This is a genomic window from Nocardioides sp. Soil805 (assembly GCF_001429625.1).
GTDB lineage: Bacteria > Actinomycetota > Actinomycetes > Propionibacteriales > Nocardioidaceae > Nocardioides.
In genome coordinates this window covers 128681-144148 of record NZ_LMSU01000002.1, presented here as the reverse complement: position 1 = coordinate 144148, position 15468 = coordinate 128681, and the positions used below count along the sequence as shown (strand labels likewise).

14 protein-coding genes are annotated in these 15468 nt (G+C 73.7%); 1 reads left to right on the top strand and 13 read right to left on the bottom strand.

Going from position 1 to position 15468, the window contains the following annotated elements; translation table 11 throughout:
• Positions 1–39 precede the first annotated feature (39 nt).
• On the bottom strand, positions 40–552 hold the full coding sequence (locus ASG94_RS11195; RefSeq protein WP_056926555.1) for a hypothetical protein: 513 nt from the start codon (positions 550–552) through the stop codon (positions 40–42).
• Entirely contained in the window at positions 549–923 is a 375-nt protein-coding gene (locus ASG94_RS11190; RefSeq protein WP_056926554.1) for an MmcQ/YjbR family DNA-binding protein, read from the bottom strand. Before ASG94_RS11190 ends, ASG94_RS11195 begins: the two co-directional genes overlap by 4 nt.
• A gap of 161 nt (positions 924–1084) precedes the next feature.
• On the opposite strand from ASG94_RS11190, the gene ASG94_RS11185 reads away from it, so the two are divergent.
• Complete coding sequence (locus ASG94_RS11185) at positions 1085–1426, top strand: hypothetical protein (protein WP_156411554.1); 342 nt, start codon at positions 1085–1087, stop codon at positions 1424–1426.
• 12 nt (positions 1427–1438) lie between these two features.
• Here the strand turns inward: ASG94_RS11185 and ASG94_RS11180 are convergent, their stop codons facing one another.
• The 11 genes from ASG94_RS11180 to ASG94_RS11130 form a co-directional block, all read right to left on the bottom strand.
• Positions 1439–2614, bottom strand: coding sequence for an acyl-CoA dehydrogenase family protein (locus tag ASG94_RS11180; protein ID WP_056926552.1), 1176 nt, complete (start codon positions 2612–2614; stop codon positions 1439–1441).
• The gene (locus ASG94_RS11175) at positions 2611–4548 is read right to left on the bottom strand and encodes an acetyl/propionyl/methylcrotonyl-CoA carboxylase subunit alpha (RefSeq protein WP_056926551.1); all 1938 of its coding nucleotides are present in this window, start codon (positions 4546–4548) and stop codon (positions 2611–2613) included. The genes ASG94_RS11180 and ASG94_RS11175 overlap by 4 nt, the downstream gene beginning before the upstream one ends.
• Positions 4545–6170 (bottom strand): acyl-CoA carboxylase subunit beta, encoded by a 1626-nt coding sequence (locus ASG94_RS11170; RefSeq protein WP_056926550.1) that lies wholly within the window; start codon positions 6168–6170, stop codon positions 4545–4547. The genes ASG94_RS11175 and ASG94_RS11170 overlap by 4 nt, the downstream gene beginning before the upstream one ends.
• Before the next feature lie 83 nt (positions 6171–6253).
• Positions 6254–6727 (bottom strand): SRPBCC family protein, encoded by a 474-nt coding sequence (locus tag ASG94_RS11165; RefSeq protein WP_235537239.1) that lies wholly within the window; start codon positions 6725–6727, stop codon positions 6254–6256.
• On the bottom strand, positions 6724–7857 hold the full coding sequence (locus ASG94_RS11160; protein ID WP_056926549.1) for an acyl-CoA dehydrogenase family protein: 1134 nt from the start codon (positions 7855–7857) through the stop codon (positions 6724–6726). Before ASG94_RS11160 ends, ASG94_RS11165 begins: the two co-directional genes overlap by 4 nt.
• The gene (locus ASG94_RS11155) at positions 7854–9584 is read right to left on the bottom strand and encodes an acyclic terpene utilization AtuA family protein (RefSeq protein WP_056926548.1); all 1731 of its coding nucleotides are present in this window, start codon (positions 9582–9584) and stop codon (positions 7854–7856) included. The genes ASG94_RS11160 and ASG94_RS11155 overlap by 4 nt, the downstream gene beginning before the upstream one ends.
• Positions 9581–10375: a TIGR03084 family metal-binding protein gene (locus ASG94_RS11150; protein WP_056926547.1), complete on the bottom strand. Its 795-nt coding sequence runs from the start codon at positions 10373–10375 to the stop codon at positions 9581–9583. Before ASG94_RS11150 ends, ASG94_RS11155 begins: the two co-directional genes overlap by 4 nt.
• A gap of 61 nt (positions 10376–10436) precedes the next feature.
• Entirely contained in the window at positions 10437–11048 is a 612-nt protein-coding gene (locus ASG94_RS11145) for a TetR/AcrR family transcriptional regulator (protein ID WP_235537238.1), read from the bottom strand.
• 280 nt (positions 11049–11328) lie between these two features.
• Positions 11329–14028, bottom strand: a complete 2700-nt coding sequence (locus ASG94_RS11140; protein ID WP_156411553.1) for an ABC transporter permease — start codon at positions 14026–14028, stop codon at positions 11329–11331.
• On the bottom strand, positions 14025–14750 hold the full coding sequence (locus ASG94_RS11135; protein ID WP_056926545.1) for an ABC transporter ATP-binding protein: 726 nt from the start codon (positions 14748–14750) through the stop codon (positions 14025–14027). The genes ASG94_RS11140 and ASG94_RS11135 overlap by 4 nt, the downstream gene beginning before the upstream one ends.
• Entirely contained in the window at positions 14747–15373 is a 627-nt protein-coding gene (locus tag ASG94_RS11130) for a PadR family transcriptional regulator (RefSeq protein ID WP_056926544.1), read from the bottom strand. The genes ASG94_RS11135 and ASG94_RS11130 overlap by 4 nt, the downstream gene beginning before the upstream one ends.
• Positions 15374–15468 lie beyond the last annotated feature (95 nt).

Here is a 15468-nt window from a genome sequence, read left to right as displayed (position 1 = left end):
CGGAGACCTGTCTGGTTCCCCAGCAGCCTCGGGCGGCGCTCAGCCCCCGGTCGAGCGAGCCCGCCGGCGCTCACGGCGCTCCCGGGCCCGTGCGTACTGGCGCATCGCCAGCCGGCGCCGCCACACGCTCAGGCCTGCGGCCAGCAGGCCCAGCGCCGGCACGCCCACCAGCGCCCACAGCCACAGCTCCCGCGGACCCTCCTCCCACGCCTTGTCCCGGTCCGGCGAGACCCACATCGAGACGTGGTCGCCGACCTCGTGGCGCACCGGCCCGCACCGCCGGAACGTGCTGAGGTGCCCGACGCCCGACTCGTCCAGCCAGCCGAGCCGGTAGACCGCCCGCTGCCCGGAGTCGCAGCCGCTCTCCAACCGGGCCTCGACCACGGTGGTCTCGGTCCGCGTGGTGCCTCCCAGCATGTGGGCGCGGTCGTCGGCCGGCCCGAGGAAGATCAGCAGCCCCATGGCCACCCCGAGGGCGACCGGCCACACCCAGCCGGCGAGCCAGCGGCCGCGAGGGGAGACCTCCTCGAAGCCGGGCCGCGGGTCGCTCATGGCGGCCTCTGGACCGTGTCGGCCAGCCGGGCCGGGGCCTGGAGGCAGTAGGAGTCGGTCAGCAGCTCGGCGAGCTCATCCCAGTCGGAGTCCTCGTCGAGGACGATCCCGATCACGTTGCCGCCCCAGCCGGAGCGGAAGTAGGGATGGCCCATGTGCTCGAAGGCCGCCACCTCGTCGGGCTCGCCGCGGAAGGTGATCCGGAAGAGCTGGTCCTCGCCGCCGAACACGTGGGCGACCGTCGCCCCGCCGACGCGCCAGCGGGTGCCGGTCCACGCGGCCTCCTGCCGGCACTGCGGCAGTCGCCCGAGGACGGCGTCGATGCGCAGCACCCACTCCTCGGGCACGAGGGGACGGTCGGCGAGGGCCACGCGGACAGGCTAGGGCGCGGCACCGACACCCGTCAGTCCCGCGGTCCGGCGCGGCTGGATAGGTGTGGCTTCGGTGTCGCCTGGTGGCACCAAAGCCACACCCAAACCGGGTTACCGCCGAGACCGCCCGCCGACACCGGCGCGCGGCTAGGGTCGGCGCCATGAGGTGGCTCGCAGGCGTGGCTGTCCTCGTCCTGGCGCTCGTGCTGCTGGACATGTCGCGTGAGCCGGACCTCGAGTGTTCCGGCGGCACCACCCCGGGCGCGCTGTTCGACGAACGCGATCCCGGCGCGGTCACGGCCGACGCCGCGGTGACCGGCTTCATCACCGAGGCGGACCACTACACGTCGGAACCGTCGCGGGGTGAGCCCGACGTCGTGACCTACCGGACCTACGACGAGGGTGACAGGCCCCTGATCGTGGTCGAGGCCGAGCACCGCCTCCCGAAGGGCTGGTTCGTCGGACACACCACCACCTGTCAGTGGCCCGACGCGGATGGGTGAGTCCTGCGGCGATCAGTAGGACTTCGGCAGCCCCAGGCTGTGCATCGCCACGAAGTTGAGGATCATCTCGCGGCTCACCGGCGCGATCCGGCCCGCGCGGGTGGCGACGAGCAGCCCGGCCATGCCGTACTCCTGGCTGATGCCGTTGCCGCCGTGGGTCTGCACGGCCCGGTCCGCGGCGTCGCAGGCGGCCTCGGCGGCGGCGTACTTGGCCATGTTGGCGGCCTCGCCGGCTCCGAGGTCGTCTCCGGCGTCGTACAGCGCGGCCGCCTTCTGCGTCATCAGCCGGGCCAGCTCGATCTCGATGTGCGACTGGGCGAGCGGGTGGGCGATGGCCTGGTGGGCGCCGATCGGGTCCTTGAAGACGGTGCGCTCCTTGGCGTACGCCGCGGCGCGGTCGAGGGCGAACCGGGCCAGGCCCGTGGAGAACGACGCCGCCATGATCCGCTCGGGGTTGAGGCCGGCGAAGAGCTGCACGAGCCCGCCGTCCTCGTCGCCGACCAGCGCGTCGGCGGGCAGCCGGACGTCGTCGATGAAGACCTGGAACTGCTTCTCCGGCGAGACGATCTCCATGGGGATCGCGTGGGCCTCGAACCCGTCGGCGTCGGTCGGGACGACGAAGAGGCAGGGCTTGAGCTTGCCGGTGCGGGCGTCCTCGGTGCGGGCGACGACGAGCACGTTGTCGGCCTCGTCGATGCCGGAGATCCAGATCTTGCGGCCGGTGAGCACCCACTCGTCGCCGTCGCGGCGGGCGGTGGTGGTGATGTTGTGGGAGTTGGTGCCGGCGTCGGGCTCGGTGATCGCGAAGGCCATCGTGCCGGTGCCGTCGGCGATGCCGGGCAGCCAGCGCTGCTTCTGCACCTCGGTGCCGTAGCGGCTGATGATGGTCCCGCAGATGGCCGGGCTGACCACCATGAGCAGCAACGGGCAGCCCTGGGCGGCGAGCTCCTCGCAGACCGCGGCGATGTCGCCGATCCCGCCACCGCCGCCGCCGTACTCCTCGGGGATGTTGATCCCGAGGTAGCCCGCGCGGCCGATCTCGAGCCACAGGTCGGTGGTCTTCTCACCGGCGCGGGCCCGCTCGGTGAACCACTCGCGGCCGTACTTGCCGGCGAGCTTGGCGACCTGGACGCGCAGCTCGCGGCGCTCCTGGCTCTCCTGGAACGGGGACTCGGTGGACGTGCTCATGCGTCTGCTCCTTCTACGACGGCGAGGACCTCGCCTGCGGCGACCTGTTGGCCGGTGGTGACGTTGACGGTGACCGTGCCCGCGGACGGGGCGGTGACCGAGTGCTGCATCTTCATGGCCTCGAGGACGAGCACGACGTCTCCCGCGGCGACGTCCTCGCCGTCGGCGACGGCGACCTTGACGACCGTTCCGGGCATCGGCGCCAGCAGGCTGCCGCTCGCCACCGCGTCGGCCGGGTCGGTGAAGCGCGGGACCGGAGCCAGCCGTACGTGGCCCAGGGCCGAGTCGACGTCGACCGCCCCGGCGGTGACCGCGACGGCGAACGTCGTGGCCAGTCCGTCCATCTCGAGCGTGACCGCGTCGGGGCCGGCAGCGAGCACGGTGGCGCCGTCGACGCCGTACCCGTCGCGGGTGCCGAACCACTCCACGACCAGGGGCTCCTCGCGCCCCGCCACCGCGAGCAGCGTGCGCTGCGGCTGCGAGACGACGTTGCGCCAGGCGACCGGGATCCCCTGCTGCACGGTGCGGGCGTGCCGGTCGTGCTCGGCGAGGGCGACCGCCGCGGCGATCGCCGACCACCGCTGCTGGCTGGTGCGGTCGAGCTGGCCGTGGGTGCCGTCGGACAGCAGGGCGGTGGAGACCTCCCCGGCGAGGAAGGCCGGGTCGGCGAGCACGTCGACGAGCTGGTCGCGGTTGGTGGTGACGCCGTGGATGCGCGCGCGCCGCAGGGCGGTGGCGAGCATCCGGGCGGCCTCGGCGCGGGTCGGCGCCCAGGCGACGACCTTGGCGAGCATCGCGTCGTAGTGCGTCGACACCTCGTCGCCCGCCCCGAAGCCGGCGTCGACGCGTACGCCGCGACCGGGCTGCTCGAAGGTCCAGTCGCCCGGCACCTCGAAGGCCGTCAGCCGGCCCGACTGCGGCTGGTAGTCGGCCGCCGGGTCCTCGGCGTAGATCCGCGCCTCGATCGCGTGGCCCCGGGGCGCGTCGGTGCGCTCGTCGAGGGCGGTGCCCTCGGCCACCCGGAGCTGGAGCTCCACGAGGTCGACGCCGAAGACCGCCTCGGTCACCGGGTGCTCGACCTGGAGCCGGGTGTTCATCTCGAGGAAGAAGAACCGCTCGGTGGCGGGGTCGTAGAGGAACTCGACCGTGCCGGCCCCGACGTAGCCGATCGCCTCCGCCGCCTTTCGGGCCGCCTCGTGCAGCTCGGCGGCGACCTCGGCGGCGAGGTCGGGGGCGGGCGCCTCCTCGACGACCTTCTGGTGGCGGCGCTGCAGCGAGCAGTCGCGCTCGCCGAGCATGACGACACGGCCGAACCGGTCGCCGACCACCTGCACCTCCACGTGGCGGGACCGCTCGACGTACGGCTCGACGAAGACCGTGCCGTCGCCGAAGGCGCTGGTCGCCTCCGCCTGCGCGGCCTTGATCTCCCGCTCGAGCGCCGACAGGTCGCGGACCACGCGCATGCCGCGACCGCCACCTCCGGCGGACGCCTTGACCAGCAGCGGCAGGTCGGCCTCGGTGGGCTGCTCGGGCGCCTCGAGGGTCGGCACGCCCGCGGCCCGCATGATCTGCTTGGCCTCGACCTTGGAGCCCATCGCCTCCATCGACTCCGGCGTCGGGCCGACCCAGGTGAGCCCCGCCGCCCCGACGGCGCGGGCGAAGTCGGCGTTCTCCGACAGGAAGCCGTAGCCCGGGTGGACCGCGTCGGCCCCGGTGCGCCGGGCCGCCTCGATCACCAGGTCGGCGCGCAGGTAGGTGTCGGCGGGCGCGTTGCCCGGCAGGCGTACGGCGACGTCGGCTTCGGCGACGAAGGGCATCCCCGCGTCGGCGTCGGAGTGGACCGCGACGGTCTCGATGCCGAGCCGTCGGCAGGTGGCGATGACCCGGCGGGCGATCTCGCCACGGTTGGCCACGAGCAGTCTCTGGATCGTCATGTCCGGAACACCCCGAACCGGTCGGTGCCGACGACGGGTCTGTTGGCGATGACCGACAGGCAGATGCCCAGGACGGTGCGGGTGTCGCGCGGGTCGATGACCCCGTCGTCGTACAGCATCCCGGAGAGCGCGTAGGGCAGGCTCTGCTCCTCGATCATCTGCTCCACCATCGCGCGCATCCCGGCGTCGCCCTCCTCGTCGTAGTCGCGTCCCTTGGCCTCGGCCGCGGCGCGCGCGACGATGCTCAGCACGCCGGCGAGCTGGGCGGGGCCCATCACGGCGGACTTCGCGTTGGGCCAGGTGAAGAGGAAGCGCGGGTCGAACGCGCGACCGTTCATGCCGTAGTTGCCGGCGCCGTACGACGCGCCCATGAGGACGCTGATGTGCGGGACCGTGCTGTTGCTGACCGCGTTGATCATCTGCGCGCCGTGCTTGATGATCCCGCCCTGCTCGTAGTCCTTGCCGACCATGTAGCCGGTGGTGTTGTGCAGGAAGAGCAGTGGGGTGTCGACCTGGTTGGCCAGCTGGATGAACTGCGTCGCCTTCTGCGCCTCCTCGGAGAACAGCACTCCCTGGGCGTTGGCCAGGATGCCGACGGGGTGGCCGTGGATCCGCGCCCAGCCGGTGACCAGGCTCGCGCCGTACAGCGGCTTGAACTCGTCGAAGACCGCGCCGTTGGACGCGCTGCGGCCGTCGGCGATGCGGGCGATGACCTCGCGCGGGTCGAACGGCTCCTTGAGGTCGGTCGGGATGAGGTCGAGCAGGCCCTCGGCGTCGGCCTCGGGCTCGGCGTAGGACTGTGTCGGCGAGTCGGTCACCGTGTGACCGTTGCAACGGTCACGCGGTGACAGAGTCCCCGGCTGAGCGGGGACTCCCCCGGAAACCCCAAACTTGCGCCAGTTGAGCCGGGCCACGATCCGCCGGCCGATCCGGATCGCGTCGCGCTCGTCCTCGGCGAGGTAGTCGGCCAACCCCGAGGTCCGGGCGTGCATCTCGGCCCCGCCGAGCGACTCGTCGTCCGACTCCTCGCCGGTGGCCATCTTGACGAGCGGCGGGCCGCCGAGGAACACCTTGGCCTGCTCGCGCACCATCACGGTGTAGTCCGACATCCCGGGGACGTAGGCACCGCCCGCGGTCGAGTTGCCGAAGACCAGCGCGACGGTCGGCACCTTCGCCGCCGACGAGCGGGTGATGTCGCGGAACAGCTTGCCGCCGGGGATGAAGATCTCCTTCTGCGTCGGCAGGTCTGCGCCGCCGGACTCCACGAGCGCGACGGTCGGGAGCCGGTTCTCCTCGGCGATCTGCGAGGCCCGGAAGATCTTCTTCACCGTCCACGGGTTGCTCGCGCCACCCTTCACGGTCGGGTCGTTGGCGGTGATCATGCACTCGACGCCCTCGATGACGCCGATGCCGGTGACGACCGAGGCACCGACGGTGAAGTCCGACCCCCAGCCGGCCAGCGGCGACAGCTCGAGGAACGCGCTGCCCGGGTCCAACAGGAGCTCGATGCGCTCGCGGGCCAGGAGCTTGCCGCGGGCGTGGTGGCGCTCGACGTACCGCTCCCCGCCGCCGGCGACGGCGACGGCGTGCTGGGCGTCGAGGTCGGCGAGCTTCTCGAGCATGGCCTCGCGGTTCGTGCTCGTTGCGGGGTCCCCGCGGCCTTGTTCGGGGGAGCGCAGCGGAGGAGAAGAAGGCCGTGGGGCATTCACGACTCCACCACCGCCTTCATCCGCTCCAGCGTCGTGCGCATCCCGCGCACGTTGGTGCGCGAGCGCAGCGGCCCGAGGACCAGCCAGTAGAGGCGCACGGGCAGCGTCGACTGGAGGCGGAAGTACTCCGTCACGTCGGTCCCGCCGTCGCGCGGCGCAAGCCGGTAGCCCCAGTTGTTGATGGTCACCGCGTCGGTGCCGACGGCGAACTCGAAGACCTCCTCCGGCACGCACTGCGTGACCTGGCACGGCGACCAGTACGTAGGGCCGACGCCGTTGCGCCTCACGTGGCCGGCGAACTGCGCACCCACCTCGGGGCCCGTGGAGCCGCGGGTCCACTTCGCCTCGAAGGTCTCGGGGCTGAACTCCCCGATCCGGGTCACGTCGCTGACCAGGTCCCAGACCTTCGCCGGCGGCGCGTCCATCCAGACCGTGACCTCGTCGCCGAGGGGACGGAACGGGCCCCTCACGAGGAGTACCCCAGCAGTCGGGCCGCAAGATCCGTGAGCACGTCGGTGGCTCCTCCTCCGATGGGCAGGATCCGGGCGTCGCGGTAGTGCCGCTCCACCTCGGTCCCGTGCATGTATCCGGTGCCGCCGTGCAGCTGCACCGCTTCGTGGCAGACGTACGTCGCGCAGTCGACCGCCGTCTGCTTGGCCAGCGCCGCCTCGGCGATGACGGTGTCGCCGGCGAGGTGCCGCTCGACGACGTGGTGGGTGTAGGCGCGCGCCACGTCGACCTGGCGGTGCATCTCGACCAGGCGGTGCCGCACCACCTGGTTGCCGATGAGCGGGGTGCCGAACGCGAGGCGCTCGCGGCAGTACGCCGCGGTCAGCTCGAGGCTGCGGGCCGCGATGCCGTAGGCGTGCACGGCCAGCGCGATCCGCTCCACGACGAACTGCTCGGCGATCTGGTAGAAGCCCGAGTCGAGCTCGCCGACCACGTTGCGCAGCGGGACCCGCACGTCGACGTACGACAGCTCGGCGGTGTCGCTGCAGTGCCAGCCCATCTTGCGCAGCGTCCGGTCGACGGTGAAGCCGGGCGTGCCCTTCTCGACGACGACCAGCGAGATCCCGGTGTGGCCGGGGCCGCCGGTGCGGACGGCGGTGGTCACGAAGTCGGCGCGCACGCCACTGGTGATGAAGGTCTTGGCGCCGTTGATCACCAGCTCGTCGCCGTCGACGACCCCGCGCGTCGTGATGCCCGCGACGTCCGACCCGCCGCCGGGCTCGGTGACGGCGAGGGAGCCGATGAGCTCGCCGGCCAGGGTGGGCCGGACGAAGCGGTCGACGAGGTAGGGGTCGCGGGTCGCGGAGATGTGCGGCAGCGCGATCCCGGCGGTGAAGAGCGCCGCCATCAGCCCGCTCGACGCACCGGCGGCGAACATCGCCTCCTGCATTGCCACGCTGTCGGCGAGGTCGCCGCCCGAGCCGCCGACCTCCTCCGGGAAGGCGACGCCGATCAGCCCGAGCGCGCCCGCGGTGGCGTGCAGCTCCCGCGGCACCGAGCCGGCGTCCTCCCACTCCTGGAGGTGGGGCGCCACCTCGCGGCGTACGAACTCGGTCGCCGTCGCCCGCAGGGCGTCCCTCTCAGCACTCACAGCAGTCCGTCCTCGATCGACACGTGGCGCGATCGCACCCACTCGCCCAGACCCTTGGCCTGCGGGTCGAACCGCGTGGACGCGGCCACCCCGTCGCCGAGCAGGCCGTGGATCACGACGTTGACGCCGCCCAGGTCGGGCAGCAGGAAGCAGTCGACCTCGAGGTCGGCCGCCTCCGGCACCAGCTCGCGGATCCGCCGCGGGGTGATCAGCTTGCTCAGCCACTGGATCCGCGCGTCGCGCCGCTCCGAGCCGTCGCGGGCGACCCAGAGCCCGAGGTTGGCGTCCCCGCCCTTGTCGCCCGAGCGTGCGTGCACGAACGTGCCGAGCGGCAGCCGCCGGGTCAGGACGTCGGCGTCGGCGGGGTACGGCGAGGGGCGGATGCCGATGTCGGGCTGGTGGGCGCCCGTCGCGACGGGCGGGTCGGGGACCGTCTCCCGGGTGCCGTCGGCGTGCACGACCGTGTGCACCACCTGTGCGCGGTCGACGTAGCGGGCGCGGTAGACGCCGTACGGCGTGGGCGGGGCCGGCGGGGCGGTGAGGGTGAAGCCGGGGTACGACGCCAGCGCGAGCTCGACGGCCGCGGCGGTGAACGGGCGGCCGACCGGGCCGGCGTCGGGGTCCTTGACCGTGCAGCGGAGCAGCGTCGACGCACCCTGCTCGGTGGCGGCGTCGGCGGGCGGGATGACGACCTCGGACCAGGAGGTCTCCTGCGGCGGGCGGCCGGCGAGCGCCGAGGTGAGCTGGTCGCGCACCCACTCGGCCTTGGCCTCCACGTCGAGGCCGGTGAGGACGAGCTCGACGGAGTTGCGGAAGCCGCCGAGCTCGTTGACGCAGACCTTGAGCTGCGGCGGTGGCTCCTCGCCACGGACGCCGGAGATCGCCACCCGGTCGGGCCCCTGCTGGTCGAGCCGGATCGAGTCGAGGTGCGTCGTGACGTCCGGGCCGAGGTAGCGGGTGGACTGGATCTCGTAGACCAGCTGGGCGGTGACGGTGTCGACGGTGACGGCACCACCGGTGCCCGCCTGCTTGGTGATCACGCTGGAGCCGTCGGCGGCGATCTCGGCCAGCGGGAAGCCGAGCGGCCGGTCCCGGTCGGGCAGGGAGAGGAAGCCGCTGAAGTTGCCGCCGGTGGCCTGGGTCCCGCACTCGAGGACATGGCCGGCGACGACGGCGCCGGCCAGCTCGTCGTACTGCTCGGGCGTCCAGCCGTGGTGCGCGACCGCGGGCCCGACGACCAGGGAGGCGTCGGTGACCCGGCCGGTGACGACCACGTCGGCGCCGGCGCGCAGGGCGGCCGCGATGCCGAGGCCGCCGAGGTAGGCGTTGGCGGTGAGCGCGCCGTCCCAGAGGCCGAGGGGGCGCAGGTCGTCGCCCTCGACGTGGGCGACCGCGGGGTCGAGGCCCAGCCCGCGGGCGACCTCGCGGAGCCGGTCGGCGAGGCCGGCGGGGTTGAGGCCGCCGGCGTTGGCGACGATCCGCACGCCGTTCTCCAGGGCGAGGCCGAGGCAGTTCTCGGCCTGTCGCACGAAGGTGCGCGCGTAGCCGAGGTCGGGGTCCTTCATCCTGTCGCGACCGAGGATCAGCATCGTCAGCTCGGCGAGGTAGTCGCCCGTGAGCACGTCGAGCGGGCCGCCCTCGAGCATCTCCCGCATGGCCGTCAGCCGGTCGCCGTAGAAGCCGGAGCAGTTGCCGATCCGCAGCACGCCTTGCTGTCCCTCGGTCATCGCGCCGCCCTCCCCTCGCCGGGCGGGCCCGCGAAGGCCTGGGCGATGTCGAGCCAGCGGTCGGCGTCGGGGCCGACGGCGACGAGGTCGGTGTCGCCGCGGTGGACGCGCTGGGTGACCAGCCGGCAGAAGTCGCCGGCCGAGCCGGTGACCGTCTGGGCGGCGTCCTCGGGTCCCCACGACCACACGTCGCCGTCGGGGGCGGCGAGGTCGATGCGGAACTCCTCGCCTGGCACGGCGAGGCCGCGGGTGGCGAAGGCGAAGTTGCGGGTGCGTACGCCGAGGTGAGCGACGTGGCGGATCCGTGTCGAGTCCTCGGGCTCGACGCCGAGGGCGTCGTGGACGTCGAGGCCGTGCGCCCAGGTCTCCATGAAGCGCGCGGTCGCCATCGAGGTGGGCGACATCGGGGGCCCGAACCACGGCAGCTTCTCCCCCGTCGGCACCTCGGCGAGCGCAGTGGCGAGCGCCTTGCGTCCCTGCCGCCAGCGGTCGAGCAGGTCGGGGTCGCGGCCGATCTCCAGCGCGCTCGCGTCGACGAACCCGTCCGGGTCGCCGATGGCGGCGATCACCACCTCGTCCCACGCCGCCTTGCCCTCCGGCGTACCGGCCCGGGCCGCCAGCGTCGCGACCTCGTCGGTCCAGGACAGGTGCCCGACCTGGGTGGCGACGTCCCACCCGGCGGCCGGCGTCGGGGTGCGCCAGCCGGCCTCGTCGAGGTCGGCGACCAGCGCGTCGAGTCGGTCCCCCTCGGCAGCGAGGTCGGTCAGGACGGTGCGGAGCACGTCGGTCATGCCATCGACCCTTCGTTGGTTGAGGTGCGAGCGGAGCGAGCCTCGAAACCCGGCGTCGGCGTCATGCGAGCTCCCGGTCGAGCACGTCGGCCCAGTGGTCGAGGATGCGGCGACGCCGGCGGGCGTCGTCGGAGATGGTGTTGGCGAGGCCGAGCCCGCGCACGAGGTCGAGGGTGGCCTGGACGAGCTCGCGCACGCCGGGTCGCGACTCGTCGGCGCCGAGCGCCTCGACGGTGAGTCGGTGCGTCTCGCGCCCGACGCGCTGCTCGAGCGGCGCGACCGCGGCGTACAGCGTCTCGTCGGTGCGGGCCGCGACCCACAGCTCGAGCGCCGCGGCGAAGACGGGCGAGCTGAAGTGGTCGCCGAGCACGGCCAGGACGGCACGCGTACGACGCCGCCCGCGCGGGAGGGTGTCGACCGCCGCCTGGAGCTCGGCGCCGCGGATGTCGGTGAGGTGCGCGACAGCGGCGACGACGAGGTCGTTCTTGGTCGGGAAGTGGTGCAGCTGCGCGCCCCGGCTCACCCCGGCCCGCTCGGAGACCAGCGTGGTCGACGTCCCGGCGAAGCCGTGCTCGACCAGGCACTCGACCGTCGCCTCCAGCAGCCGCAGCCGCATCGCCCGGGTGCGCTCCTGCTGGGGCACCCGGGCGACCGGCGCGGACGGGGGGGTCACGGACCCATCGTGCGGCCTGTAACAACAAACAGTCAAGCCTGACTTTTTCTGCCGAGAGGGCACTTCCTGACACTTCAGACCCCCGAGAGGGCACTTCCTGACACCTCCCGACCGCCGAGCGGGCACTTCCTGACATCTCAGACCCCGGAGCGGCGCGACCCAGGTGTCAGGAAGTGCCCGGTCGACACGACCCAGGTGTCAGGAAGTGCCCGGTCGGCGCGATCCAGGTGCCAGGAAGTGCCCGGTCGGCGGGATCCAGGTGTCAGGAAGTGCCCTCTCGTCAGTCGAGGCGGGTGACCAGCGGCAGCCGCGAGCGCGCGGAGAGCCCGACCACGGCGGCGGTGACGAGCGGCAGCGCGACGACCAGCCCCAGGACGAGCAGCCAGGGCACGTCGATGAAGGGCCCGGTCGCCTCGCCCGAACCGCCCAGCAGGTCGGCGGACTGGTAGGTCAGCGGCCACGTGATCGCGATGCCGGGGATGAAGCCCACGACCGCGCCGAGCAGCGCGCCGACGAAGCCGACGACCAGCGCGTACGACGCCGCCACCCGCCGCCGCGTCCGGGGCTCGGCGCCCACGGCCGCCAGGGTCGCCAGGTCGGGTCGGGCGTCGGAGAGGGCGAGGAAGGTCGCGGTCAGCGTGCCGCCGAGCATGAGCACCCCGCCCAGAGCGGCCAGGATGAGCTGGACGACGAGCACCTCGTCAGGGGCCTGGTAGCCGCGCTCGACGTACAGCGAGGCGTCCTCGGTGATGCCTCCCAGCACCTCGGCCAGCTCGGTCTCGTCCGACGCGCTGAGCCCCGCGTCGCCCACGTAGATCCCGGCGATCCCGAGCGGCCGGTCGAGCTCGGCGGCCAGGGACGGCGGGACGAGGGCCTGGGCGACCGGGGTCTGGTCGCCCGCATCGACGTAGGTCGCCGGCCAGTCGAGCCTGCGGACCGAGGACGTGTCGTCGACCGGGTCGTAGAGGTCGACGCGCAGGCGGGTGGTGTCGGCCGTGGTCGGACGCTGGGTGAAGACCACGGCCCGGCCGGCGGCGAGGGCCGTTCGCGCGGAGTCCAGGTCCTCGCCGGTCAGGCCGGCCATCGCCGGGACCGCGTCGGTGACGACGGCAGTCCCGTCGAGGCGGCCTCCCCAGTACTCCAGCAGCGGCGTCCGGTCGCCCGGCTCCCGGAAGTCGAGGCTGATGTCGGTGCCGTCGGCCGCGAGGTGCTGGACGCCGCGGAGCACCTCGAGGTCGCCGGTGCGCGCCCGCACGGCCGCCTCCACGTCGTCCCAGGTCCCGGCGGGCACGGTCTCGACGTCGCCGTTCATCGGCGCACTGGGATAGATGTTGACGATGGCCGCGCCGAGCGGCAGCGACGGGGAGTACGTCGCCTCGTTCTGCGCCTCGTCGGAGCTGAGGGCGATCCCCAGGGTCACCACGCCGGCGACGGTCGCGGCGACGGCGGCCACGGCCGGGACGGTGCGGGTGCGGTGCCTCGCCGCGTCGCGAGCGGCGTACCGCAGGGACAGCGGCAGGAGCCGCGAGAGCCTGGCGACCGCCGAGACCACGACCGGCACCACGAGGATCATCCCGAACACCGACACGATCGCGGAGACCGCGATGGCCCAGTGGCCGCTGCTCGAGGCCGAGACGCCGTACGCCGACAGCGCGACGCCGGCGCCGAGCAGGACGAGGCCGAGCACGGGCGTCCGGGCGGAAGGCGGGCGGTCGCCACGACGGCCGGCGAGCACGGCGACCACGTCCTGGCGGGACGCGATGTGGGCGGGCACCACGGCGGCGAGCACCGCCGACAGCAGGCCGAACGCAGCCACCACCGCGACGATGCGCCAGTCCACGTCGAGCGGTCCGAACCACTCGCCCGACCAGCGCTGGGCGAGCGGCAGCAGGGCCCAGCCGACCACCACCCCGAGCACGGCGCCGACGAGGGCCGCGAGGGCGCCGAGGACGATCCCGGAGGCGAGCACCACCCGCCGCGCCTGCCGCGGCGTCCCCCCGGTCGCGGCCATCAGGGCCAGCGAGCGGGCCTGCCGCCGGGCGCTGACCGCGAAGGCCGGTCCCGCCAGCAGCACCACCTCGAGCAGGGCCATCGTCACGACGAGGGCGACGATGGCGACCACGTCGCCGTACCCGGTGTCGTAGCCCAGCTGCTCGGCCATCTCCTGCACCGGCGGCGGGTCGGCCAGCACGGCGCGGGACGTCACGACGAGGCCCGCCTTGTTGAGGGCGAGGACGTCGGACCACATCACCGGGTCGCCGTCGACGAGCCAGTCGACGTCCGGCGTGTAGTCGGCGAAGCCCGGTCCGAGCGCGTCGGGCAGCACGTCGATCGTGGCGGTGTCGCTCACCGTCGTGTGGCGGCCGGTGCCCACCACCTCGAGCTCGCGGTCCCCCACGGTCACGCTGTCGCCGAGGCCGACGCCACGCTCGACGAGCACGTCGTTGACCACGGCCTCGTCCGGAGCCTCGGCCGCCCGGCCGGCGGTGATCTCGAAGAGGCCGTCGGCGAGCGGGTCGCTCAGGTCGACCTCGCGGGCGGTGACGCTGACCCGACGCTCCCCCAGCGGGATCTCGGTCCAGCCCTCGCGCAGCGTGATCGCCCGGACGTCGGGCCCGAGCACGGCCGTCACGGCGTCGTACGACGGCTTGTCGGCGTCGCCGTCGGCGTCGCTCCCCCAGCCGCCCGCGCCGTAGTCGTCGGGGTCCGGGGCCTGGAAGACGGTCCCGCCGACCGGGCGGATGCGGGCCTCGGCGGCGCCCATCCGGCGGTCGGCGCCCTCGACCCCGGCGACGTCGGCCGTCGCCTGGACCACGGCGGCCGCCGTCACCGCGAGCACCGGCAGCGCGATCATGACCAGGACAAGCAGGCTGCGCCCCCGCGCGCGCAGGGCGTCGCGGCGCGCCAGGCGCAGGGCCGGTCGCCAGCCCGCGGACCAGCCCGCGAACCGGCCCCCGGATCGGCCCCCCGATCGGCTCACCGGGCGGCTTCCGGCTCGAGCAGGTCGTCGACCGGGTCGGCGCCGGACTCGTCGACCACGACGCCGTCGCGCAGGAAGACCACCCGGTCCGCCCAGGCGGCGTGCCGGGCCTCGTGGGTGACGAGCACCCCGGCCGCGCCGGCGTCGCAGCGCGCCCGCAGCAGTCGCAGGATCTCCTCGCCGGTGTCGGTGTCGAGCGCGCCGGTGGGCTCGTCGGCCAGGATCAGCCGGCGCTCCCCCACGATCGCGCGCGCGATGGCGACCCGCTGCTGCTGGCCCCCGGACATGGCGTCGGGGTAGCGGTCGGCCAGGTCGAGGATCCCGACCTCCTCGAGCGCAGTCATCGCGAGGCGGCGAGCCGCGCGGGACTTCTCGCCGTCCAGCTCGCGGGGCAGCGCGACGTTCTCGGCCGCAGTGAGTGCCGGGATGAGGTTGAAGGCCTGGAAGACGTAGCCGACCGACGTACGCCGCATGCGGGCGCGCCCGGCGTTGCCGAGGGCGCCGACGTCCTCGCCCTCGATCCGGACGGTGCCGCGGGTGGGCTGGTCCAGACCGCCGGCCAGGGTCAGCAGGGTGGACTTGCCCGAGCCGGACGGGCCCATCACCGCCACCAGCTCCCCTGCGTGCGCACGGAAGGAGACCCCGCGCAGCGCGTGCACCTCGGTCTCGCCCTCGCCGTGGATGCGGGTGACGCCGTCGAGGTGCAGCACGGGCGCGCTCATCGGACGCTCCGGTCGGGCGCGGTGCTGGCGCTCGTGTCGGGCGTCGACCTCGCGTCGCGCCGTACGCCGTCGACGGCCGCCCGCCGCAGCCGCGCCTCGCAGTGGTCGAGCCACCGGATCTCGGCCTCCGCGTCGAAGACGAGCGCGTCGAGCACCAGGCTCCACGCGAGGTCCTCGGGCTGGTCGGGCGTCGCGGCCCGACCCGACCGCTTGAGCCGGGTGTAGTCCTGGAGCGCGGCCATGGTGGCGCTGCGCTGCCGCTGGATGAGGGTCCCGACGTCGACGCCGCGGACGGTGACCGCGAGGGCCAGCTTGATGGCCAGCTCGTCGCGCGGGGGCTGGGTGCGAGGCACCGGGGTGGTGAACCACTCCGACACCTCGCCCCTGCCCGCCTCGGTGACGCGGTAGACCACGTGGCCCGCATCGTCGGACGCGTGGTCGGCCCCCTCGCCGACCACCTGCTCGACGAGGCCGTCGCGCTCGAGCCGGGACAGGGTCGTGTAGACCTGCCCGACGTTGAGCGGCCAGGTGGAGCCGGTGCGCTGCTCGAACTCGACGCGCAGCTGGTAGCCGTACATCGGCCCGTCCTCCAGCAGCGCCAGCATCGCCTGCCTGATCGACATCGCGTCTCCTCGCGGTGCGCCCACCGGCCCCCGTGGCCGATGGATACCGGGTATGTATACCACGTATGCACCCGTCCACACCGGGGGTTTCGACC

What these genes read in the sequence shown, in the direction of transcription:
- ASG94_RS11185 (WP_156411554.1), top strand. Translation starts at nt 1,085, where the DNA reads ATGAGGTGGCTCGCAGGCGTGGCTGTCCTCGTCCTGGCGCTCGTGCTG.
- ASG94_RS11150 (WP_056926547.1), bottom strand. Translation starts at nt 10,375, where the DNA reads ATGACCGACGTGCTCCGCACCGTCCTGACCGACCTCGCTGCCGAGGGG.
- ASG94_RS11155 (WP_056926548.1), bottom strand. Translation starts at nt 9,584, where the DNA reads ATGACCGAGGGACAGCAAGGCGTGCTGCGGATCGGCAACTGCTCCGGC.
- ASG94_RS11175 (WP_056926551.1), bottom strand. Translation starts at nt 4,548, where the DNA reads ATGACGATCCAGAGACTGCTCGTGGCCAACCGTGGCGAGATCGCCCGC.
- ASG94_RS11195 (WP_056926555.1), bottom strand. Translation starts at nt 552, where the DNA reads ATGAGCGACCCGCGGCCCGGCTTCGAGGAGGTCTCCCCTCGCGGCCGC.
- ASG94_RS11130 (WP_056926544.1), bottom strand. Translation starts at nt 15,373, where the DNA reads ATGTCGATCAGGCAGGCGATGCTGGCGCTGCTGGAGGACGGGCCGATG.
- ASG94_RS11180 (WP_056926552.1), bottom strand. Translation starts at nt 2,614, where the DNA reads ATGAGCACGTCCACCGAGTCCCCGTTCCAGGAGAGCCAGGAGCGCCGC.
- ASG94_RS11170 (WP_056926550.1), bottom strand. Translation starts at nt 6,170, where the DNA reads ATGCTCGAGAAGCTCGCCGACCTCGACGCCCAGCACGCCGTCGCCGTC.
- ASG94_RS11135 (WP_056926545.1), bottom strand. Translation starts at nt 14,750, where the DNA reads ATGAGCGCGCCCGTGCTGCACCTCGACGGCGTCACCCGCATCCACGGC.